Annotated in this window: 21 protein-coding genes, 1 other RNA gene and 3 pseudogenes; all 25 read left to right on the forward strand. The window is 32.5% G+C overall.

The window, feature by feature from the left end; translation table 11 throughout:
- The first annotated feature begins 4 nt into the window (after positions 1-4).
- Complete coding sequence (gpmI, locus tag FDN13_RS13630; RefSeq protein WP_138980899.1) at positions 5-1,534, forward strand: 2,3-bisphosphoglycerate-independent phosphoglycerate mutase; 1,530 nt, start codon at positions 5-7, stop codon at positions 1,532-1,534.
- Between the two features lie 12 nt (positions 1,535-1,546).
- A complete protein-coding gene (gene eno / locus FDN13_RS13635) occupies positions 1,547-2,842 on the forward strand; it encodes a phosphopyruvate hydratase (protein WP_138980900.1) in 1,296 nt (431 codons plus the stop codon).
- 182 nt (positions 2,843-3,024) lie between these two features.
- The gene (gene secG / locus FDN13_RS13640) at positions 3,025-3,261 is read left to right on the forward strand and encodes a preprotein translocase subunit SecG (RefSeq protein WP_138980901.1); all 237 of its coding nucleotides are present in this window, start codon (positions 3,025-3,027) and stop codon (positions 3,259-3,261) included.
- 16 nt (positions 3,262-3,277) lie between these two features.
- Positions 3,278-5,308: a sodium-translocating pyrophosphatase gene (locus tag FDN13_RS13645; RefSeq protein ID WP_138980902.1), complete on the forward strand. Its 2,031-nt coding sequence runs from the start codon at positions 3,278-3,280 to the stop codon at positions 5,306-5,308.
- Positions 5,309-5,486: 178 nt separating this feature from the next.
- Positions 5,487-7,607: a ribonuclease R gene (gene rnr, locus FDN13_RS13650; protein ID WP_138980903.1), complete on the forward strand. Its 2,121-nt coding sequence runs from the start codon at positions 5,487-5,489 to the stop codon at positions 7,605-7,607.
- A gap of 110 nt (positions 7,608-7,717) precedes the next feature.
- Entirely contained in the window at positions 7,718-8,179 is a 462-nt protein-coding gene (gene smpB / locus FDN13_RS13655; protein ID WP_138981114.1) for an SsrA-binding protein SmpB, read from the forward strand.
- 3 nt (positions 8,180-8,182) lie between these two features.
- Positions 8,183-8,533, forward strand: a transfer-messenger RNA (tmRNA) gene (ssrA, locus tag FDN13_RS13660).
- Positions 8,534-8,777: 244 nt separating this feature from the next.
- Positions 8,778-8,846 (forward strand): annotated as a pseudogene (locus tag FDN13_RS14615) (SEC-C metal-binding domain-containing protein); the annotation flags it as partial.
- 1,551 nt (positions 8,847-10,397) lie between these two features.
- Positions 10,398-10,610, forward strand: a pseudogene (locus FDN13_RS14445) (phage portal protein); the annotation flags it as partial.
- On the forward strand, positions 10,564-11,196 hold the full coding sequence (locus tag FDN13_RS13675) for an HK97 family phage prohead protease (protein ID WP_243120230.1): 633 nt from the start codon (positions 10,564-10,566) through the stop codon (positions 11,194-11,196). The pseudogene FDN13_RS14445 and the gene FDN13_RS13675, both read left to right, overlap by 47 nt.
- A 50-nt stretch (positions 11,197-11,246) precedes the next feature.
- Complete coding sequence (locus tag FDN13_RS13680) at positions 11,247-12,512, forward strand: phage major capsid protein (protein WP_138980905.1); 1,266 nt, start codon at positions 11,247-11,249, stop codon at positions 12,510-12,512.
- A 14-nt stretch (positions 12,513-12,526) separates the two neighbouring features.
- Positions 12,527-12,943 carry a hypothetical protein gene (locus FDN13_RS13685; protein WP_138980906.1) on the forward strand — a complete coding sequence of 139 codons (417 nt, stop codon included), beginning with the start codon at positions 12,527-12,529 and terminating at the stop codon, positions 12,941-12,943.
- Between the two features lie 10 nt (positions 12,944-12,953).
- Entirely contained in the window at positions 12,954-13,523 is a 570-nt protein-coding gene (locus FDN13_RS13690; protein WP_138980907.1) for a head-tail connector protein, read from the forward strand.
- Positions 13,524-13,527: 4 nt separating this feature from the next.
- Positions 13,528-13,854 (forward strand): phage head closure protein, encoded by a 327-nt coding sequence (locus FDN13_RS13695; RefSeq protein ID WP_138980908.1) that lies wholly within the window; start codon positions 13,528-13,530, stop codon positions 13,852-13,854.
- Positions 13,847-14,245 carry an HK97-gp10 family putative phage morphogenesis protein gene (locus FDN13_RS13700; RefSeq protein ID WP_138980909.1) on the forward strand — a complete coding sequence of 133 codons (399 nt, stop codon included), beginning with the start codon at positions 13,847-13,849 and terminating at the stop codon, positions 14,243-14,245. Before FDN13_RS13695 ends, FDN13_RS13700 begins: the two co-directional genes overlap by 8 nt.
- Positions 14,235-14,561: a hypothetical protein gene (locus tag FDN13_RS13705; protein ID WP_138980910.1), complete on the forward strand. Its 327-nt coding sequence runs from the start codon at positions 14,235-14,237 to the stop codon at positions 14,559-14,561. Before FDN13_RS13700 ends, FDN13_RS13705 begins: the two co-directional genes overlap by 11 nt.
- Before the next feature lie 9 nt (positions 14,562-14,570).
- Entirely contained in the window at positions 14,571-15,137 is a 567-nt protein-coding gene (locus FDN13_RS13710; RefSeq protein WP_138980911.1) for a major tail protein, read from the forward strand.
- A 220-nt stretch (positions 15,138-15,357) separates the two neighbouring features.
- Positions 15,358-15,888, forward strand: coding sequence for a type III toxin-antitoxin system ToxN/AbiQ family toxin (locus FDN13_RS13715; protein WP_138980912.1), 531 nt, complete (start codon positions 15,358-15,360; stop codon positions 15,886-15,888).
- Between the two features lie 411 nt (positions 15,889-16,299).
- A pseudogene (locus tag FDN13_RS13720) lies at positions 16,300-16,616 on the forward strand (phage holin family protein).
- Positions 16,616-17,005 (forward strand): N-acetylmuramoyl-L-alanine amidase family protein, encoded by a 390-nt coding sequence (locus FDN13_RS13725; protein ID WP_138980913.1) that lies wholly within the window; start codon positions 16,616-16,618, stop codon positions 17,003-17,005. The pseudogene FDN13_RS13720 and the gene FDN13_RS13725 overlap by 1 nt, the downstream one beginning before the upstream one ends.
- Positions 16,965-17,462: a zinc ribbon domain-containing protein gene (locus FDN13_RS13730; protein ID WP_138980914.1), complete on the forward strand. Its 498-nt coding sequence runs from the start codon at positions 16,965-16,967 to the stop codon at positions 17,460-17,462. The genes FDN13_RS13725 and FDN13_RS13730 overlap by 41 nt, the downstream gene beginning before the upstream one ends.
- Positions 17,462-19,045: a recombinase family protein gene (locus FDN13_RS13735; RefSeq protein WP_138980915.1), complete on the forward strand. Its 1,584-nt coding sequence runs from the start codon at positions 17,462-17,464 to the stop codon at positions 19,043-19,045. Before FDN13_RS13730 ends, FDN13_RS13735 begins: the two co-directional genes overlap by 1 nt.
- A 417-nt stretch (positions 19,046-19,462) precedes the next feature.
- Positions 19,463-21,541 carry a sigma 54-interacting transcriptional regulator gene (locus FDN13_RS13740; RefSeq protein WP_138980916.1) on the forward strand — a complete coding sequence of 693 codons (2,079 nt, stop codon included), beginning with the start codon at positions 19,463-19,465 and terminating at the stop codon, positions 21,539-21,541.
- A 132-nt stretch (positions 21,542-21,673) separates the two neighbouring features.
- Positions 21,674-22,378 carry an MIP/aquaporin family protein gene (locus tag FDN13_RS13745; RefSeq protein ID WP_138980917.1) on the forward strand — a complete coding sequence of 235 codons (705 nt, stop codon included), beginning with the start codon at positions 21,674-21,676 and terminating at the stop codon, positions 22,376-22,378.
- Positions 22,379-22,412: 34 nt separating this feature from the next.
- Positions 22,413-23,408, forward strand: a complete 996-nt coding sequence (gene dhaK, locus FDN13_RS13750) for a dihydroxyacetone kinase subunit DhaK (protein ID WP_138980918.1) — start codon at positions 22,413-22,415, stop codon at positions 23,406-23,408.
- Positions 23,409-23,411 lie beyond the last annotated feature (3 nt).

Here is a 23,411-nt window from a genome sequence, read left to right on the forward strand (position 1 = left end):
TATGATGCAAAACAGACTTCGTATGCTACTTATTCTCGATGGATGGGGAATAAATGAAAGAAAAGATGGGAATGCTATAGCTAATGCAAATACAAAGAATTTCAGCTATTATTGGAACAATTACCCTCATACAACTTTAAATGCTAGTGGCCTTGATGTTGGATTGCCAGAGGGGCAGATGGGTAACTCTGAAGTTGGGCATCTTAATATTGGGGCAGGACGTATAATTTATCAGGAATTTACAAGGATAAATAAAGAGATAAATGAAGGAAGATTTTTCAAAAATGAAGCATTTTTAAATGCTATTGAGAATGTTAAAAAATATAATACTAAAATGCATCTTTACGGTTTGCTATCTGATGGAGGAGTACACAGCCATATTGATCATCTTAAAGCCTTATTAAAGCTTTGTAAAGATAAAGGATTAAAGGAAGTTTATGTTCATTGCTTCCTTGATGGACGTGATGTTCCTCCTCAAAGTGCACTTACTTATATTGATGAACTTGAAAATTATATGAAAGAAATTGGAGTAGGAAAGATAGCTACAATTTCAGGAAGATACTATGCAATGGATAGGGATAAAAGATGGGAGAGAGTGCAGCTTGCATACAATGCCTTAGTTAAAGGTGAAGGAGAAATAGCAAGCAGTGCGAAGGAAGCAGTTGAAAAGTCTTATAGTGAAAACAGGGTAGACGAATTTGTGCTTCCAACTGTAATCGTAGAGGATAGCAGACCAATTGCTAAGATTGAAGAGAATGACTCTGTTATATTTTTTAACTTTAGACCTGATAGAGCAAGAGAAATTACAAGAGCATTTGTTGATAAAGAATTTGAAGGGTTTAATAGGGACTATATAAGGGTATACTATGTTTGTATGACATTATATGATAAAACAATAAATAATGTTGATATTGCATACAAACCAGAAAAATATATTAATTCATTAGGAGAATATTTAAGTAAAAATGGTATAAAACAACTTAGAATTGCAGAAACTGAAAAATATGCTCATGTTACCTTTTTCTTTAATAGTGGCATTGAAGCTCCTTATGCAAACGAAGATAGAATATTAATACCATCACCAAAGGTTCCGACTTACGATATGCAGCCAGAGATGAGTGCTTATATTGTTACTGAAAGGGTTTTAAAGGAGATAGACGAAGATAAATATGATTTTATAGTCTTAAATTTTGCTAATCCGGATATGGTTGGGCATACAGGAGTTTATAATGCTGCTGTTGCTGCAATTAATGCTGTTGATGAATGTATTGGCAAGGTAGTTAATAAGGTTCTTGAAAAGAATGGGGTTGTTTATATTACAGCAGATCATGGAAATGCTGAACAGATGATTGATTATGAAACTGGAGAGCCATATACGGCTCATACAACAAATAAAGTTCCTTTTATAGTAATTGGTGAAGGTGATGTAAAATTAAGGGATGGGGGAAGGCTCTGTGATATTTCACCAACAATATTAAAATCAATGGGTCTTGCCATCCCTGAAGAGATGACAGGAGAGCCAATTATTTTATAGGAGGATGATTTTGTGAGAAAATATGTTGAAATTATCGATGTATTTGCAAGGGAAGTATTAGACTCAAGATCAAATCCTACAGTAGAGGTTGAAGTTGAGCTTGAGGATGGTACAGTAGGACGCGCTATTGTTCCTTCAGGTGCTTCAACTGGAGAATTTGAAGCTGTTGAACTTAGGGATAAAGACAGCAGACGCTATAAGGGAAAAGGTGTATTAAAAGCTGTACAGAACGTAAACGAAGTAATAGCTCCAGAACTTATTGGAATGAATGCCTTAGAGCAGATAGAAATTGATAAAATGTTAATTGAACTTGATGGAACTGACAATAAAGGGAATTTAGGAGCTAATGCAATACTTGGTGCTTCTCTTGCTGTGGCTATTGCATCTGCAAAATATCTTAAACTTCCACTTTACAGATATTTAGGTGGTGTAAAGGCAAGAGTTCTTCCTGTACCAATGATGAATATATTAAATGGTGGCAAACATGCAGATAATAACGTAGATATTCAAGAGTTTATGATAATGCCAGTAGGTGCAGAAAGGTTCTCAGAGGCTTTAAGAATGTGCTCTGAGGTATATCATACCTTAAAAGGAGTTTTACATTCAAAGGGATATAATACATCGATAGGAGATGAGGGTGGTTTTGCCCCAAATCTTAGCTCAAATGAAGAGGCTATTAAAGTTATATTAGAAGCAGTTGAGAAGGCGGGCTATAAAATAGGTGAGGATATAGCGATTGCAATAGATGCTGCTGCTTCAGAGTTTTATAATAAAAAAGATAATAAATACCATCTTGAAGGGGAAGGAAAGGTATTAACTCCTTCTGAAATGATTGATTACTATGAAGACATTATTAAAAAATATCCTATAATATCCCTTGAAGATGGATTAGCAGAAGATGATTGGGACGGATGGAAGGAGCTAACTAATAGGCTTGGAAATAAGGTTCAGCTTGTAGGGGATGACCTGTTTGTTACAAATACAAAACGCCTTTCAAAGGGAATTGAAATGGCAGTTGCAAACTCCATTTTAATAAAACTTAACCAAATAGGTACTTTAACAGAAACTATTGAGGCAATTGAGATGGCTCAAAGAGCTGGCTACACAGCAATAGTTTCACACCGTTCAGGAGAAACAGAGGATACAACAATAGCAGATTTTGTTGTTGCAATGAATACTGGGCAGATTAAAACCGGAGCTCCAGCAAGAACAGATAGGGTAGCTAAATATAACCAGCTCCTTAGAATTGAAGAAGAATTAGGTGAGAGTGCAATATATTTGGGGAAAAATTTTAGGAGACATATATAAGTAAAATTAACCAATTATATACAAATAATGGAGGATATTATCCTCCATTATTTGTATATAATCAATATTAAGTGTAACATATTTGCTAAATTTTCTGGAGATAAAAGTAAAATTTAATTGTTTTTATTTATATATTGTGATAAAATATCTTATGTTTTAAAATAATATTGGAGGTGTTTTTAATGAAAATAGCATTTATGATTATTCACGTTTTAATATGCCTTGCAATCATAGCTGTAGTGCTTTTACAGCCAGCAAAAGTTCAAGGCTTATCATCAGCAATAGCTGGTGGGGCTGAAACATTCTTTGGGAAGAATAAGGCAAGAACTTATGAAGGAAAACTTTCAAAACTAACTACTATACTTATGGTATTATTTGTCTTATCTTCAATGCTACTTGTGTATCTTCTAAATAAATAGAAAGGGGAGGGGTATTGTGAACAATTCTGTTCTTATTTTTGCTCCAATAACAGGAGTTATTGGTTTGATTTTTGCAGTTTTACTTGCAAGAAGAATAATGAAGTTTGAGCCAGGTACTGAAAGGATGAAGGAAATATCTGATTACATACACGAAGGTGCTATGGCATTTTTAAAAAGAGAATATAGAACTCTTTCAATTTTTATCGTTGTAGTTTTCTTTATTTTAGGAATTTTTATAAACTGGATTACAGCTATTTGTTTTGTTAATGGAGCTATTTTTTCTATACTTGCTGGTTATTTTGGAATGCAGGTTGCAACAAGAGCAAACTGCAGGACTGCAAATGCAGCAAGAACAAGTCAAAATAAAGCTCTTGAGGTTGCATTCTCAAGTGGTGCAGTAATGGGAATGTCCGTTGTTGGACTTGGACTTTTAGGAGTTGGCTTTTTATATTATGTAATTAGAGATGCCAACATAATAACAGGTTTTGGTCTTGGAGCAAGCTCTATTGCACTTTTTGCTCGTGTTGGTGGAGGAATATATACAAAGGCTGCGGATGTTGGTGCAGACCTTGTTGGAAAAGTTGAAGCTGGTATACCAGAAGATGACCCAAGAAATCCAGCAGTTATTGCAGACAATGTTGGAGATAACGTTGGAGACGTTGCTGGAATGGGGGCTGATTTATTTGAATCTTATGTTGGATCTATAATTTCAACATTAACTCTTGGTGCAGTACTTTATAAAGCAGGAGAAGGAGTTATCTATTCATTAACATTAGCTTCAATTGGAATAATAGCTTCTATCATTGGATCTTTGTTAGTTAGGGGAAATGAAAGATCAAATCCTCAAAAGGCATTAATGAATGGAACTTATATTAGTGGTATTCTTGTTATTATAGCATCTGGTGTTTTAAGTAAGATGATATTTAATAATTTAAATGCATTTTTTGCTGTAACAGCAGGAATAGTAGTTGGTATCCTTATAGGACAACTTACAGAAATATATACTTCAGCAGATTATAGATATGTTAAAAGGATTGCTCAGCAATCTGAAACTGGACCTGCAACAACTATTATTTCAGGTTTTTCTGTTGGAATGTATTCAACTGTACTGCCAATATTTTTTATAGCTATAGCAATACTCATAGCATTCTTTATAATGGGTGGTACTTCAAACGAAACTGAAGTATTAAAAGGTCTCTTTGGTATATCACTTGCAGCATTAGGAATGCTCTCAACGACAGGTATGACAGTTGCAGTTGATGCTTATGGACCTGTTGCTGATAATGCTGGAGGAATTGCTGAAATGGCGGAGCTTCCACATGATGTAAGAAAGGTTACTGATACATTAGATTCCGTTGGAAACACAACTGCAGCTATTGGAAAAGGATTTGCTATAGGTTCTGCAGCTTTAACAGCATTAGCACTTTTTGCATCCTATTCTCAGGCAGTTGGTCTTAAGACTATTGACCTTCTAAGCCCTGTAACTCTTGTTGGAGTTTTAGTAGGTGGAGTTATACCATATTTATTCGCAGCACTTGCAATGGATGCTGTTGGAAAAGCAGCAAACCACATGATTGAGGAAGTTAGAAGACAGTTTAAGACAATACCTGGGCTTATGGAAGGTAAAGCAAAACCAGAGTATGGAAAATGCGTTGATATTTCTACAGCAGCAGCTCTTAAAGAAATGGTTCTTCCAGGTGTTTTGGCAGTTTTAGTTCCTATAGTTGCGGGTTTGCTATTAGGACCTGAAGCTCTTGGAGGACTTGTTGCTGGGGCAGTTGTATCAGGTGTTCTTGTTGCAATATTCATGGCAAATGCAGGTGGAGCATGGGATAATGCTAAGAAGTTTATAGAAACTGGAGAGCATGGAGGAAAGGGAAGTTTTGCTCATAAAGCAGCAGTTGTTGGAGATACTGTTGGAGACCCATTTAAGGATACAGCAGGACCTGCAATGAACATATTAATAAAACTTATGACAATAGTATCACTTGTTTTTGCTCCATTGTTTGTTAAATTTGGAGGAATAATATTAAAAATAATAAAATAACAATGTAATGACAAAGCCACCTAAATATACTGCAAGGTGGCTTTTTTTTGTTTTGTTTAAAAAAATGTATATTTTATATAATTTTTTTGACATATACTAAAATATAAATTATCATTAATAAAATAGGAAATAATATAAAAGATGCCAAAGAATACATTATAAATAGGAGAGTGAATCTATGAGTAAAATAAAGGAAAATATAATATCTTTTATGAGAGAAGAAGCTTATAAACCTATGACTGCGGAGGAACTTTCAGAAGTTTTTGAAATAAATTATAAAGAACTAAAAACTTTTTATAAGCTTCTTGATGATATGGAAGAAGAAGGATACATAGTTAAAACAAGAAAAAACCGATATGGTGTACCTGAAAGGATGAACCTTGTTGTTGGAAAGCTTCAAGGGAATCAAAAGGGTTTTGGATTTTTAATACCAGATGAAGAAGGAATTGAAGATATATACATTGCAGCTGAAAATATGAACGGGGCAATGAATAATGACAGAGTAATAGCAAGGATAATAAAAGAAAATATTCCAAATAAAAGAGTTGAAGGAGAGATAATAAGGATATTAAAAAGAGCTAACACTCAAATAGTTGGGACCTTTGAAAAAAGCCAGAACTTTGGATTTGTTGTTCCGGATGATAAGAGAATTTATCAGGATATTTTCATACCTAAAGCTGATATAAATGGAGCTAAAACAGGACATAAAGTTGTTGTTGAAGTAACTAAATGGCCAGAAAAGAGAAGAAACCCGGAAGGGAAGATAATAGAAATATTAGGTAGTAAAGATAAGCCTGGAGTTGATATTTTATCTATAATCAAAAAGTATGGACTCCCTGAAAATTTTCCAGAGGAAGTTGAAGAGTATGCAAAAGCAATAGATGAGGAAATACCTGAAAAGGAAATAAAAAGAAGAAGAGATTTGAGAAATTTAAAGATAGTTACAATTGATGGAGAAGATGCTAAGGATCTTGATGATGCTGTATCAATTGAAAAGCTTCCAAATGGAAGATATAGGCTTGGAGTACATATAGCCGATGTTACATATTATGTTAAAGAAAAGTCTCCCCTTGATAAAGAAGCCTTTGAAAGAGCAACAAGTGTTTATCTTGTAGATAGAGTTATACCTATGCTTCCTAAAAAATTATCAAACGGACTTTGCAGCTTAAATCCAAAGGTTGATAGGCTAACTTTATCCTGCATGATGACAATAGATTCAACAGGTAAAGTTATTGAACATGAGATATTTGAAAGTATAATTAAAACAAGCGAAAGGATGACTTACACTGACGTTACTAAGATATTAAAATATAATGATGAAGAAACGATTAAAAGGTATGAGTATTTATATGAGGACTTTAAACTAATGGAAGAACTATGTAACATACTTTATAACAAAAGAATGCAAAGGGGTGCATTGGATTTTGATTTTGAAGAGTGTAAAATAATACTTGATGAAAATGGAAGACCAATAGAAATTAAACCCTATGAAAGGGAAATAGCAAACAGGATTATAGAGGAATTTATGATTGTATGCAATGAAACTGTAGCAGAATATATGTATTGGGCGGGTATGCCTTTTGTTTATCGAATACACGAAAAACCCGATGAGGAAAAAATACGCCTTTTTAGTGAATTCATATATAATCTTGGCTACTATTTAAGACCGACTGCAGAAATGCATCCTAAAGTTTTGCAGGAGGTTTTAAATGCTGCAAAAGATAAGCCGGAAGAAGTTATTATTGACACTCTGCTTTTAAGATCGCTAAAACAGGCAAAATATTCACCAGAATGTAGCGGCCACTTTGGACTTGCATCGAAGTACTATTGCCATTTTACATCTCCAATAAGAAGATACCCTGATCTTGCAATACATAGGATTATTAAAGATTATATAAATGGTAAAATAGATGAAAAGAAGATGAAAAAGTATACTAAGTTTGTAGAAAAGGCATCAAAACAAAGCAGTGATATGGAAAGGGTGGCACAGGAGGCTGAAAGGGAAACAGATGATCTTAAAAAGGTTGAATATATGTCTGAGAGGATTGGAGAAATTTACGATGGAATAATATCCTCTGTAACCTCCTTCGGAATGTTTGTTGAACTTCCTAATACAATTGAAGGGCTTGTGCATATAAGCAATATGGACGATGACTATTACATCTATGATGAAAAACGTTATACTTTAATTGGAGAGAAGTTTAAAAAGATTTACAGGCTTGGAGATAAAGTAAAGGTTAAAGTCATAAAAACAGATATTGAAAACAGAACTATTGATTTTACTCTAGTTGAAGAATAAATTAAATTAAGGGGGAGGGGTTTTGACTTTACATCTAAAATATGATATATTGACAATAGAGATTTATTTGCTATAATAATATAATGCATATTGATATTTATGGTGATGATATGGGAAGTGAGAGAAAAAACCTTGCAGAAAATAGAAAGGCAAGGCATGATTACTTTATTGAAGAAACTTATGAAGCAGGTATTGAGCTTTTTGGAACAGAAGTAAAATCTGTAAAGCTTGGAAAGGCAAACTTAAAGGATAGTTATGCAGAGATTAAAAACAATGAAATATTTGTATATAACATGCATATAAGTCCTTATGAGAAGGGGAATATATTCAACAGAGATCCGCTAAGGCCTAAAAAGCTTTTGATGCATAAAAACGAGATAAGAAGGCTCTCTGGTTATGTTTCACAGAAAGGTTATACTTTAGTTCCCATAGCTTTATATCAGGTTAGAGGTCTTGTTAAAGTTGAACTTGCCCTTGCAAAAGGTAAAAAGCTCTATGACAAACGTGAAGACATTGCAAAGCGTGATGCCCAAAGAGAAGTAGAGAAACATTTTAAAGAAAGATATAGATAACAAGGGGGCGTTTTGGCTTTCGACGGGGGTAATAGGGATTTAGGAAGCGAGTCGAGGATCCTGGTGCCTCGTTAAAAAACTGGGAATTAAATATAAACGCAAACGATAATTTAGCTCTCGCTGCCTAAGCTGCAGCGCGTCAGCCTGAGAGGCCCACGACTCAGAGTCTGGCGTCGACAGTGGGGTACCGAGCTCTACTAAGCTTTGCGTAGAGAACGGAATTTATGAAGCTACTGAACCTAAGAGCCTGTCTTTGGGCGCTTAGGAGAGGGAATGTTAAAACAAAGACTGCACTCGGAGATGCCTAAGTTTCTATGCTTTCGGACAGGGGTTCAATTCCCCTCGCCTCCACCATATTTGAACAACACATTGATACAATAGTTAGAAGCCTTGAGAAATAAGGGCTTTTTTCATAAATTGTAATTTAGATGAAAGTCATTTCAGTATGAGTAGTATTTTTTATATAAAAATAAGAAGATTGTTTTAAGAAAGTTTTATGTAACTAACTAACCTAAAATTTAAAATAATTTCCCTGTTTTTTTATTTTAGAGGTCTTAAAATAGGATTATAAACTAAAATAAAAGGATGGTTGTTTATGAAGGTAGGAAGAAATGATCCATGCCCATGTGGTAGTGGTAAAAAATACAAAAAGTGTTGTATAGATAAAATATACTCAGAGGTGAGCTTTAATAATTTTAGAAATTTTCTTTTAGAATTATGGTCTTATGAAGAAGTAAAAGAAATGAGTAATGAAGAAATAATTGAAAAATTACAAAGCATAGGAATAATGTTTAATAAAGAAATATTTTTAAAAGATATAGAAAGATACTATTCTGCAGAGCAGATATATGAAAATTGGTTTAATACTTATAATGTGACAGCTAAAGGAAGAGATGAAGATTTTCCTTTTTATGCAGCTTGGGTATTATGGGAAAGGCTTGCTCCAGAAAATGTTTTATCCATGGAGCAAATGGCAGATTTGATTGAAGAAGGATATCAATATTTAGATGTTAATAAATCAATTTTGGCATGCGATAAATGGTTAAAAGTTTGGGAAGGGATAAAATATAGAATAAGAACAGATTTTAATACTCTTGAATATTTGGATAAAGAGTATTGTGGAAGTTTTGACATAAGGGACTTTTGTCAAGAATTAGAGAGTGAGTTATATAATGCAGGGATTGATGAACCAAAATATTTTGAAATCAGAATCAAATATTGTAAAGAATTTCTACACTATTTCTGGAATGAAAATGAGGAATTAATTCATCAGATGAGGAGAGCGATAATTGAGTCTTTAGTTAGATTAAATAAATTAGAAGAAGCAAAAAAAGAATGTGAAAAATTAATATTAGATTTTCCTAAGAATCCTTGGAGTTATATTGCTTATGGTGATGTATATTGTTTGTATGAAAGCGATATATATGATGCTGTTAAAGCAAGGGAATTCTACCAAAAAGGGCTTTCTGTAGCTACAGGGAATGAAGAGAAAGAAATTATTAAGGAAAGATTAAGAGATTTATGTTAATATAATTGTTAATAATATATAAGTTAATAATTGACGTTTTGCTATTGAAGTAATTTTTATGTATTTAAAATTTGGTATTTTATGTCAATTGTTGTGGCGAGCAAAATATTCAGATGCCCGTCATTGCTAATTTTGGATCTTTGTCAAAGCTAAGGGCGAGTATTTGATTAGAATGCTTGTCCTTTCTTGTTTGAGAGTGATTTTAGAAAGATGGATTGGGTTGTGGAGAGTGCCCCATAAAAAATTGAACGACAAAAAGACCAACGGGAGTTGGATTGTTAAAATATTTTATCAGAATTGAACAACACGTTGATACGATAGATAAAAGCTCTGAGAAATCAGGGCTTTTTTGTTTTGTAGAAAAAATATACTTGGAGGCGATGGGAATATAATATATAAAAATTTTCTAAAAAAGAAAGGAAATAGGTGGATGTGTATAATTAAGTAAATAAAGATTATTTTTACGTTTTAAGTTCAATTTTAAATTAAAAAGTAGGTTGTCTAAAAACTTAGTTATTATGTGCAAGAGAGTATTCTTAAATAAAATTTATGAATAATTCAGGACTAATTTTATAGAAGTTAAATTTTCTTGAACTAGATGAAAAATGATTAAAATTTGTTTTTTAGTTAACTCCATATTGTAAATGTCAATATATAAAATTACCCGAAAAAGGGAAGATTTTTTCCCCAGCAAGAATGGAAGGATATGCAATAGGAAGGCAAAATGGCTGGCTATCACCAAATGACATTAGAGAATTAGAGGATATGAACCCAATACCAGATGGCCAAGGAGGCGATATTTATCTTGTAAATGGCAATATGATACCTGCAAATAAAGCTAAAGATGGGGAAGGTGGTGAAATATTTAATGGGACAGATGGAGAGAAGGACGATAAATCTTGAAGAATTAAGGGTTAATAATACAAAGCAAGATAGTGACGAAGTCAGAGTTATTGAAGGACATGCAGCAGTATTTGATAAATGGAGTGAAGAATTGGGTCTTTTAGTGCCTTTCAAAGAAAAAGTCTTAAAAGGAGCATTTAAAGAGAGCATAGAGAAGGACGATATAAGGGCACTTTTTAATCATGATGCAAATTTTGTCCTTGGAAGAAACAAATCAGGAACTCTATTTTTAGAAGAAGATGAAAAAGGGTTAAAGGTTAGAATAATTCCACCAGATACTCAGTGGGCAAGAGACTTATTAGTTTCAATAGAAAGGGGCGATATTAGCCAGATGTCCTTTGGATTTACAGTTCTTGAGGATAGATGGGGCTATCAGGATGGAATAGACGTTAGAGAACTTGTAAAAGTAAAGCTATTTGATGTATCACCAGTAACATTTCCAGCCTATACTGAAACAGATGTTGGAGTAAGAACCATCTTAGATGAATACAACAGGCGAAAACAAACAAGAATTGATGAAGAAAGGATGAAAAATATTAAAAAGTTGCAGTTATTAAAGAAAAAATATGAACTTTTAGGAAAGTAGTGCTTAAATTAGGCACTTTTTTTATTACTTAAAAACAGGAGGTAGATAAAATGGATAAGATTAAAGAAATGCAGGCAAAAAGAGAAGAACTGAGGCTAAAGGCAGTTGAACTTATTGAAAAAGCCGAAAGAGAAGGAAGATACCTAACTGAAGAAGAGGAACAGAGAATAAAAGAATATGAAGAAGGCATAAAAAGATGGGACGATACTATTGAAAATGTAAGAAAGTTTATGGTGGTTGACACTGTGAAAGACAGAGAACCTATTCAAAATGAATCAGTTAAGGATGAAAAAAGGTTTAATTCCTTTGGAGAACAGCTAATGGCTGTGTATAGGGCCGCTGCACCTGATGGGAAAGTTGATTCAAGGCTAACAACAAGGGCAGCACTTGGGCTTAATGAATCAGTTCCTTCAGATGGAGGATTTTTAGTTCAAAAGGATTTTGTATCAGAACTTTTAAAAAGAACTTATGAAACAGGTATTTTAGCATCAAGGGTTAGAAGAATACCAATATCAACTAATTCTAATGGATTAAAAATAAACGCAGTTGATGAAACAAGTAGAGCCAATGGTTCAAGATGGGGTGGTGTTCAAACCTACTGGGAAAATGAAGCAGAACAGATTATATCATCAAAGCCTAAATTTAGAACTATGGATCTATCATTAAAGAAACTAACAGGTCTTTGCTATGCAACAGATGAACTACTTCAGGATGCTGCTGCACTTGAAAGTGTAATTAGACAGGCATTTGCAGAGGAATTTGGATTTAAAATTGATGATGCCATTATAAACGGAACAGGCAGCGGCCAGCCACTTGGAATATTAAACTCTGATGCACTTGTAAAGGTTTCAAAGGATAATGGACAAACAGATATAATAACTGTTGAGAATCTACTTAATATGTGGGCAAGACTGTGGGCAAGAAGCAGGTCAAATGCTGTATGGTTTGTAAATCAAGAGTTAGAGCCTATTTTATACACCCTAAAGGTTGGAGATAAACCAGTGTATATTCCAGCAGGCGGATTATCTGAAGCACCATATGCTACACTTCTTGGAAGGCCAGTTGTTCCAATTGAGCAGTGCTCACAAGTTGGAGAAATAGGAGATATTATTTTAGCTGATATGAGCCAGTATCTATTAATTGATAAAGGCGGAATAAATGCTGCAAGCTCAATTCATGTAAGATTCCTTTATGATGAGAATGTATTTAGATTTATTTATAGAGTAGATGGACAGCCACTATGGAATAAGCCGCTAATGCCTTATAAGGGAAGCGGGGCAATAAGCCCATTTGTAGCACTTGCAAAGAGAAACTAAGGGGGTAATAGAGAATGAAGATAGTTGATTTAAAAGTGCCAGGGACGATATTTTCATCACTTGTTAGCACAAATGAGATAGAACTTAAAAACTATAAGGAAGTAACATTTTTAATAGAAAGTGGAGAAGGAGCAGAAGGGATATCTACAGTTACTATACAAGGTAGAAAAGGTGTAGATGGAGAGGCCCTTGATGTTCCTTTTTTATTTGCTGAAAAGAATAATGAGCTTGTTGAAGTTGAAGAATCAGGTAAAACAATAACAGTTGGTGGAACATCAGGTGCAGTCAAGTTTTATAGGGTAAAGGTAAGCGATATGCTCTTAGCTTCAAAGGAAGTTGATAGAATAAAGCTAAATTTAACTAAAATTGACGGTTCAACTGTTGTAGGTGCAATTTATGCTATATTAGACAACCCAAGATATTCAGAATGAGGGTGGTTAAATGAATCTTAAGGTTATTGAAGGCCCTACAGATGAAGTTGTATCTTTGGAGGAAGCAAAGAGTCATTTAAGAATTGATGGGGATGATGAGGACATCCTCATCTTTTCATATATTAAAGCCGCAAGGGAGTATGCAGAGATATTTACAGGAAGAAGCTTTGTAGAGAAAACTTATGAGTATATAACAAATCCAAAAGAAAAGTATTCATATATTGAACTTCCAATGCCGCCTCTTATTGAAGTATTGGAAATTTTATATATTGATAAAAACAACCAAGAATTAAAATTAACCGAAGGATATGACTATTATATTCTAAAAGGATATGATGAAAGTTTAATATACCCAAGTTTAGAGAGAGGGTGGCCTAATGATATTTTTGATTTGTTTGGTAATTTAAAAATAAGGTACAAGGCAGGTTATAGTGAAGCACCTATGCCAGTTAAGCAAGCGATACTCATATTAACATCTCACTTTTACGAAAATAGAGAGAACTTAACGATAAAGGACTATAAGGAAATTCCCTTTGGGGTATCATCACTTTTAAGACCATTTTGGGTTCCAAGGTGGTGAAAGATTGAATATTGGTGATATGAGACACAGAATTACAATACTAAAACCAGTAAATGCTACTGATGATAATGGCTTTGAAACAGAAACCTATGAAAATTTTAGGACAGTATGGGCATCTATATCAAACCTTCATGGCAGAGAATACTTTGAAGCTGCAACTTCAAATGCAGAAAAAACTGTAAAGTTTACAATAAGGTATATAGATGGGATAGATAACAGCATGAGAATATCCTTTGGAGGAAAACAATATGAAATAACCTTCATAGATAATATAAAGTATGAAAATAGATTTATTGAAATAAGGGCTTTGGAGGTTGATAGCATTGGCTAAAATAGAGCTTGAAGGTATGCAGGAACTTATAGACAGAGTAAATAAACTTGGCACAAAGGGAGAAGTTATTAAAAAGAATACACTAATAAATGCAGGGACACTTGTTAAGAATGCAATGGAAAAGAAGGCACCAAGATCTATTTTAAATAAAAAACACATGGCGGATAATATTAAAATGTCAGATATAGAGAAGGAAAATGGAGTAGATTATATAAAAATAGGCCCAAATAAAGGGGATAATTCGGAGTTTTTTTATTCTAAATTTACTGAATGGGGAACAAGTAAAATTCCTGCACAGCACTGGGCTGAAAATTCTGTATTAGAAAATAAAAAAGAAATCAATGAAATTATTGTAGAAGAGTTAAAGAGGGGGCTTGAGGATGATTCGTAAAATAATAGTTGAAGCACTAAAGCCTCTTAATGTTCCAGTTACCTTTCAAAAGTATAGCGGAAAAGCTGATACTTATATTACTTTCCATGAATATTTTGAAACGGGAGAAGAATATGAGGATGATGAAGAAACTTTAACAGCTCATTATGTTCAAATTGATATATGGTCAAAGAATGATTATGAAGAATTGGTGAAAAAGGTAAAAGAAAACCTGACAAAGATAGGCTTTAAAAGAATAAATGAAGTAGACCTTTATGAGGAAGATACAAAAATCTATCATAAAGGTCTTAAATTTTATTATCTTGAAGAAAGGTAAGGTGATAATATGGCAAGGCAGATAGGGCTTAGAGATATTCATATAGCAAAGCTTACTAAGGACGATTCAACAGGGGTTACTTATGAAACACCAATAAAACTTGAGAGGGCGATTAGTGCCAAGATAACACCTAAAATAACTTCTGAAAACATATATTCTGATGATTCAGTAGAGGATGTTATATCTTCCTTTGAAGGAATTGACGTTGAAATAGAATTGAATCAGCTTTCACTTGAAAGTAGAGCAATCCTACAAGGTGCCAAGGTTGTTAAAGGCGTTTTAATTGAAAGTAAAGATGATTTAGCACCAACAATTGCAATGGGTTTTAAATCCAAAAAGACTAATGGTAAGTATAGGTATGTGTGGCTTTTAAAAGGCAAATTTGAACTTGTATCAGATGAATATGATACTGAAGCAGAAAAGCCAAAGCCACAAAGTGCAAAGCTTAAGGGTAAATTTTATTCAAGGGATTATGATGGGAACTATAGGTTTATAGCTGATGAAGATAAACAGGGAGTGGATGCAAGTATTATAAATGGATGGTTTGATGCTGTGGTGAGTGAGCCCAATATTTAAAATTTATCTTGCCGTAATGATTAAAAGGTTATATAATAAAATTAAAGAAAAAGACGGTGAAACCCAGCCGTATAAATGGGAGTTAAAAAAGTCGGTAAAACCTCGGCCGTATAAATGAGGAGTTAAAAAAGTCGGCAAACCCAAGCCGTATAAATGGGAGTTAAAAAAGTAATAGGGTAGCCTAAGTGCTATCCTATTTTTCTGTAATAGAGGTGGACAAATGGCTAAAAAAATTTATTTATGCTCAATAGAAGACAAATATATAAATTATTTAAGAAAATTTGATGAAATTGTTCTACTGAATAAAGATACTAAACGAAAATATGTAGGTGTCTTATTTCAAATAGGTAATTTTAATTATTATGCTCCCTTATCTTCACCAAAACCAAAGCATTTAAATATTAGCGATATGGCTCCAGATATATTTAAAATTGATAATGGGAAATTAGGAGTAATAAATTTAAATAATATGATACCAGTTCCGGAGTTTGAGATAATTAGAATAAATATTGAAGAAATTGAAGATGAAAAATATAAGAACTTGTTAAGGGATCAAGCGAGGTTTATAAACAAATATAGAGAAAAGATAAAGAAAAAGGCGAGGGTATTATATAGTATTGTGAATAGTAACTCTAATTCAAATTTGAATAAAAGGTGCTGTAACTATAAGTTACTAGAAATTAAATGTAAGGAATATGAAATGGTGGACTCTATTAAAAAAATAGCTGCTACATTAGAAAAAGATGAATAGATATAAAATATTTATAGATTTAAAAAGCTTGCTGACGCAGGCTTTTTATTTTTAGAATGATTTTTGATTTTCAGGTAACTTAATGCGAATACCGTTTTTATCAAAAAAAGAAGCAAGAGTAGCACCTACTAAGGAAAATAGTAAAAACAAAACTATATGCTATGTGTGGACTTTCAGAAGGCCTTATAGAATTACCTTGTGATTTATATCTTTTATATTCTACACCATCATCAATTAAAGAAAGGGAAACAAGATTGGATTTAGTCTCATTAATTAATGGTAATAGTTTACAAACAAGATTTAATTTATAAAAAAGAAAGGATGATAGATATGAAATACAACACAGTTCAACTTATCTCAGCTACCATAGGTGGTTATATTGGATATTTTTTAGGAGGTTTTGATGGTTTTATGTATGCACTTATAACCTTTGTGGTTATAGATTATATAACAGGGGTTATGGTAGCGGTACTTGAGAGGAAACTATCAAGCGAGATAGGATTTAGGGGCATTTTAAAAAAAATACTTATTTTATCATGGTTGGAATAGGGAATATAATCGATGTTAATGTAATAAAAAGCGGTAGTGCAGTTCGCACCGCCGTTATTTTTTTCTACATTTCAAATGAAGGAATAAGTATCATTGAAAATTCAGTAAAGATTGGACTACCTATACCAGAGAAACTAAAAGAAATTTTAAAACAAATAAATGAAGGGGGAGAAAAGTAATGGCAAGGGTATGTTTAGACTATGGGCATGGTGGAGAAGATAGTGGAGCAGTATATAAAGGAAGATTTGAAAAGGATGATAATTTAGAACTTAGTTTAAAGGTTGCAGAAGAATTAAGAAGGCACGGGGTTATTGTAGGTGAAACAAGAACTGCAGATACAACTTTAAGTTTAAAGGATAGAACATTGTTTGCAAATAAAGGAAATTTTAACTACTTTATATCCTTTCATAGAAACGCCTATATGCCAGAAAAAACAAATGGTGCTGAAACGTATGTATATATAATAGGTAGAGAAAAATCAAAAGAATTGGCAAAAAAGATTCAAACCTCCCTTGTAGGCTTAGGTTTTGCAGATAGAAGAAACACATCCAGCAATAATCGATTTTGAAACATTTCAAAAGGCACAAGAGATTTTAAATAAAGGACGTGATAAATACTCATCAAAAGGCGAAGTTTCAAATCATATATTCCAAAGGAAAATAACATGCGGCATATGCGGTAAAAAGTATAGAAGAAAAAGAAGTAAAGATAAGTTTATATGGCACTGCTCTACCTATTTAAAATATGGAAAGGATGCTTGTTCATCAAAGCAGGTTCCTGAGGAAATATTAATCACAGCTTGCGAAGAAGTTTTAGGAACGAATGGATTTACCAAAGAAGAATTTGAAAACAAGATAAAGGAAATACAGGTGATAGATAAAGGGATAATTAACTTCATATTAAAAGATGGAAGGACAGTTAAAAAAGAATGGAGTTATAGACCACGAAGTGAAAGTTGGAGTGATGAAGCAAGGCAAAGGGCAAGAGAAAAAAGTCTTAAAAGATTAGAAGGGAGGAAAAACTAATGGCAAGAGCCGTAACTGTAATACCAGCAACAGCGAATAATGTTTCTCCAATTACAAAGACAAAAGTAAATAGAAAAAGAGTAGCTGCTTACGCAAGAGTTTCAACCGATAATGAAGAACAGCTTCAAAGCTTTGAGGCACAGATGGACTACTATACAAGACATATTAAATCAAACCCTGATTGGATATTTGTAAATGTCTATACAGATGAAGGTATATCAGCAACAAGCACAAAAAAGAGAGATGGATTTAATAGAATGATTGAAGATGCCTTAAGGGGCAAGATAGACCTTATAATTACAAAGTCCGTTAGCAGATTTGCAAGAAATACAGTAGATACACTAACAACAGTTAGAAAACTTAAAGAAAAAGGTGTAGAGGTATATTTTGAAAAGGAAAATATCTATACAATGGACAGCAAAGGAGAGCTTTTAATTACAATAATGAGTTCATTGGCTCAAGAAGAATCAAGGTCAATAAGTGAAAACGTAACTTGGGGACAGAGAAAAAGGTTTGCAGATGGTAGGTTTAGCTTGCCATATAAAAATTTTTTAGGATACACAAAGGGAGAAGATGGCTATCCTAAAATAGTTGAGGAAGAAGCTAAGATTGTAAGGCTTATATATAGAATGTTTTTAGACGGAAAAACTGCACTTAGCATAGCAAAGTATTTAACAGAAAACAAAGTTCCAACACCAGCAGGTAAAGGGGTATGGCATCAAAGCACAGTATTAAGTATTCTTCAAAATGAAAAATATAAAGGCGATGCAGTGCTTCAAAAGAAGTTTACAGTAGACTTTCTTACAAAGAAGATAAAGAGAAACGAAGGGGAAGTTCCACAATATTATGTAGAAAATAGCCACCCTGCAATTATCTCACCTGAAGTATTTGATATGGTGCAGATGGAGATAAAAAATAGAAAAGGTGCAAGAGGGTATAAGACAGGTAGAAACTATTTTTCAGGGAAGATTATATGCGGTGATTGTGGAAGTTTTTACGGCAGAAAGGTTTGGCATTCTAATGATAAGTATAGGAAGGTTATCTGGCAGTGCAATTCTAAGTATAAGAATGAGGAAAAGTGCAAGACACCATTTATAAATGAAGAAGATTTAAAGAAGGCATTTGTTGAGGTGTTTAATGGGGTTATAAATAATAAGGAAGAAATATTAAGAGGGTATGAGGAAGTTGTAAAGGAAATTGTTGATGTTAAAGATTTGGATGAAAAAATATGTGAACTTGAAAATGAAGCAAAAGAAATTTTAGATGAAATAAATAGGTGTATTCGTGATAACGCAACCAAAGCACAGGACCAAGAGGAATATATGACAAGATACAACGCTTTAGTTGAAAGGTATGAAAATATTAGAAAGTCAATTGAAGATGTTGAAAATGATAGATTTAAAAGGCTTGTAAAGAAGGATAGGATAGAGGAATTTATGAATGTTTTAAGAGATAGGGATGGGCTAATAAATGAGTTTGATGGAGAGCTTTGGAATATGGTTATTGAGGTAGTTAAGGTTTATGAAGGTGGTAAGATGGTGTTTGTGTTTAAAGATGGGGTGGAGGTGGAGTGGGGGATGTGAATAAACAAAAGAACAGAGTTTTAATTTTGATAATTTTATGACAACTCTTATTGAAAATATTTACAAAATGTCAAAGAAGTTCTAATATCTATATTAGAAACATGTACAATATTAATTAAGAATTTAAGATTAATTTTGGAAATTGGTTTATGGTTGCTCTTATAAACAAATATATAGTTTAAAGTATCTTTTATTTTAAAATTTACATTTAACGATTAAATATTTTTCTTACCAAAGCGGTAGAGATTTTGATTATGACATCTAGGATATGAAATTATATTCAATAATTTGCACATAATTTCATCTCTCTTTCGGAGGTATTTTGTTTTTTGCTATATATAAGATAAATCAAAGGTGAGATGAAATTTAAATATCATATAACTTAACAAAACTATATGAATTAAAAGGGGGATTAATATGATCTTAGAAAAAACCATTACAATAAATTATCATAAAGGAATTCATACAAGAATAGCTGCTATGGTGGTTAAGAAAGTTAATAATATTAAAAAGGAATATAAAAATACTGAAATATATATAACAAAAAATGATAAAACAGTTCCGTTATCTAGTATGATATTAGTAGTTGGATTAAAAATTAAAAAAGGTGATAGTGTTACTATAAAGGTATCAAGCGAATCAGAAAATATCAGTGATATTTTAGGTGAAGTTTGTGATTATTTAACACAATCTGATTTTTATGAAGATGATGAAGAGGATGAGGTAGATAAGATTATTAACAAAGATGCTCTAACTTTAGAACAAATTTTTAACAGCATGGCCAATGCGGTTATATCAATTAATAATGAAGGAAAGATAACTTTAGTAAATATAGCTATGCTTAAAATTTTAAATAAGTCTATTGTGGAGGTTTTAGATGCAAATATAGATGATGTTATACCTAATTCAATATTACATATATTTAGCCTAAGTAAAAGACCACGTTTAGGGATTAAAACTAAAATAAATGGTATATCATTATTGGGAAATTATACGCCAATTATTATAGATAATGAATTTAATGGAGTATTAGCTGTTTTTGAAGATATATCAAGAATTGAAAAAATAACTGATGAATTGATTGAGGTCAGACAATTAAAAGAGGAATTACAGGTAATTCTAGATACTGTACAAGACGGAATTTGTGTAATTGACTCTACAGGTGTTATTCAATATGTTAATGATGCATATTTATATATTGTTAAAGAAAATAGAAAAGATATTGTAGGTAAAAATATTAAAGAAATTTCTAAAAAAGGTATACGAGCTAAAGTTTTAGAAACTGGGGAAAGTGCTATAGGAGAGATTATTAAAAAGAAAAATGGCACAACCATAATAGCTAATGTTACTCCTATAAAAATAAATGGAGAAATATATGGAGTTGTTTCTGTTATAAAGGATGTAACAGAAATAAATAGTTTATATGAAAAATTAATGATGTATGATGAAAAAAATAAATATTTAGAGGAGGAATTATTAAGGTATAGAAAACCCAATAGTGCATTTGATAACTTTAAAGGATATAGTAGTAAGACCCTAGAGGTTATAAAAATGGCTGAAAAAGCTGCAAGAACAAACTTTAATGTCTTGATTTTAGGGGAAAGTGGTACAGGTAAAGAACTTATAGCAGAAGGAATTCATTATGCTAGTGACAGAGGTAAGGGACCTTTTATTAGAGTTAATTGTGCTGCAATTCCAGAAAACTTGATTGAAAGTGAATTGTTTGGTTATGAAAAGGGCGCCTTTACAGGTGCTTTAAATAGAAAATATGGTAAATTTGAATTAGCTAATGGAGGAACAATATTTTTAGATGAAATAGGAGAGCTTAATATAAATGTACAAGCGAAAATACTTAGAGCAATTCAATATAAGGAAATTCAACGTGTTGGTGGAGAAGAACTAATTAAGGTTGATGTGAGAATTGTTGCAGCAACACATAGAGATTTAGAAGAAATGATAAGACAAAATACTTTTAGAGAAGATTTGTATTATAGGTTAAATGTAATTCCAATTACTATTCCTTCACTTAGAGATAGAAAAGAGGATATTCCGTATTTAGTTGAACATTTTATTAATAAACATAAAGGTAATTTTAACATAAGTGGAATAGATAAAAAGGTTATTGAAATATTATCAAGTTATAGTTGGCCTGGGAATGTTAGAGAACTAGAAAATGTTATAGAAAGAATATTGGCTATGATTGATGATAGAAAGTTTATTACAGAAGAATTGTTACCATTATACATAAAAAAAGGTGATTATAAAAATATAAATAAAGTAGAAAAGAAAGAAAAAGAAGGAGAAATTATAAAAATACTTATAGAAGAAGATATTTTAACTTGGAAGGAATATGAAAAGATAATAATTGAAAGGGCTCTAAAAAAATATGGAAGTTATAACGCAGCTGCAAAGGCTTTAGGATTAACACATAGAACTGTATCACTCAAAGCTAAGGAATATGGTATTGAAAAACTTGTGACATGGAGGAAAAATTGATAAAAATTAATCACATTGATAAAAAATATCAAAATAATAACAAAATATCAATGCGTATTAAATAAAATAGCATTAATTGTTGGCATAGGACTTGCTTTATTAATTACAAAAATATTTTAGGAGGTATGGGTTATGTCAACATTTATTGCTGAACTAATCGGGACTTTATTATTAGTATTGCTAGGAGATGGGGTAGTAGCTAATGTTGTTTTAGGAAAAAGTAAAGCACAAAACTCAGGCTGGATGGTTATTACAACAGGATGGGCTTTTGCTGTGGTTATCCCTGTATATGTTGTTGGAAGAATAAGTGGAGCACATTTAAACCCAGCAGTAACAATAGGACTGGCTTCTGTTGGTAAATTTCCTTGGGCAGATGTTCCAACGTATATAGCTGCTCAATTTATAGGGGCATTTTTAGGAGCAGTACTTTTGTTCATTCACTTTAGACCTCATTTTAAAGCAACAGATGATAAGGGATTAAAATTAGCTGCTTTTTCAACTGGACCTGCTGTAAGAGATACTTTATCAAATTTGTTAAGTGAAATTATTGGTACCTTTGTATTGGTATTTGGCATTTTAGCTATTACATCAAATGAAATTGCTGCTGGATTTGCACCATTTGCAATTGGTGTTTTAGTATGGGCAATAGGTTTATCTTTAGGGGGAACAACAGGTTATGCAATAAATCCTGCTAGAGACTTAGCTCCAAGAATAGCACATGCAATATTACCAATACCAGAAAAGGGAGATTCAAATTGGGGATATGCATGGATTCCAGTTGTAGGGCCAATTATTGGCGGTATCTTAGGAGCAATGTTGTTTACTATTTTATTTTAATTAAATAAAAAGATTTTAGAGGGAGGATAAAGACATGAAAAAAATAATAAATAATCCCAATTTAGTAGTTGATGAAATGATACAAGGCTTAGTAAAAGCACATCCTGAATACCTAAGAAAATTAGATGATTTCAATGTAGTGGTTAGAAAAGAATCACCAATTAAGAAAGTTGCTTTAATTAGTGGTGGTGGAAGTGGTCATGAGCCTGCACATGCAGGGTTTGTTGGTAAAGGAATGTTAGATGGGGCAGTGTTAGGAGCTGTATTTACATCACCTACACCAGACCAAGTTTACGAAGCTATAAAAGCTGTAGATGGGGGAGAAGGAGTATTACTTGTAATTAAAAATTATACAGGAGATGTTATGAATTTTGAAATGGCAAAGGAAATGGCTGAAATGGAAGGGATTAAAGTAGAGAGTGTTGTTGTTAATGATGATGTTGCTGTTGAAAATAGTTTATATACAGCAGGAAGAAGAGGTATTGCTGGAACTGTTTTTGTTCATAAAATAGCAGGTGCAATGGCAGAAAAGGGTGCTTCGCTTGAAGAGGTAAAAAGAGTTGCTCAAAAAACTATTGATAATGTAAGAAGTATGGGAATGGCACTTACACCATGTACAGTACCGGCTGCAGGTAAACCAAATTTTACATTATCAGAAAATGAAATGGAAATAGGTATGGGAATTCATGGAGAGCCAGGTACACATAGAGAAACTATTAAACCTGCTAATGAGATTGTTGAGCATTTGTTAAATATAATATTAAATGATATGCCGTTAAATAATGGCGATGAAGTTGCAATTATGATAAATGGATTATCAGGGACACCATTAATGGAATTGTATATTGTAAATAATAAAGTAAACGATATTTTAAAATCATTAGGCGTTAATGTTTATAAAACTTTTGTTGGAGAGTTTATGACTTCTCTTGAAATGGCCGGTTTTTCAATAACAGTTTTAAAACTTGATAATGAATTAAAGGAATTATTAGATAAAGAGGCAGATACAGCGGCGTTTAAAGTTTTATAAAGG

The organism is Caloramator sp. E03 (assembly GCF_006016075.1).
Taxonomy (GTDB): Bacteria; Bacillota; Clostridia; order Clostridiales; family Caloramatoraceae; genus Caloramator_B.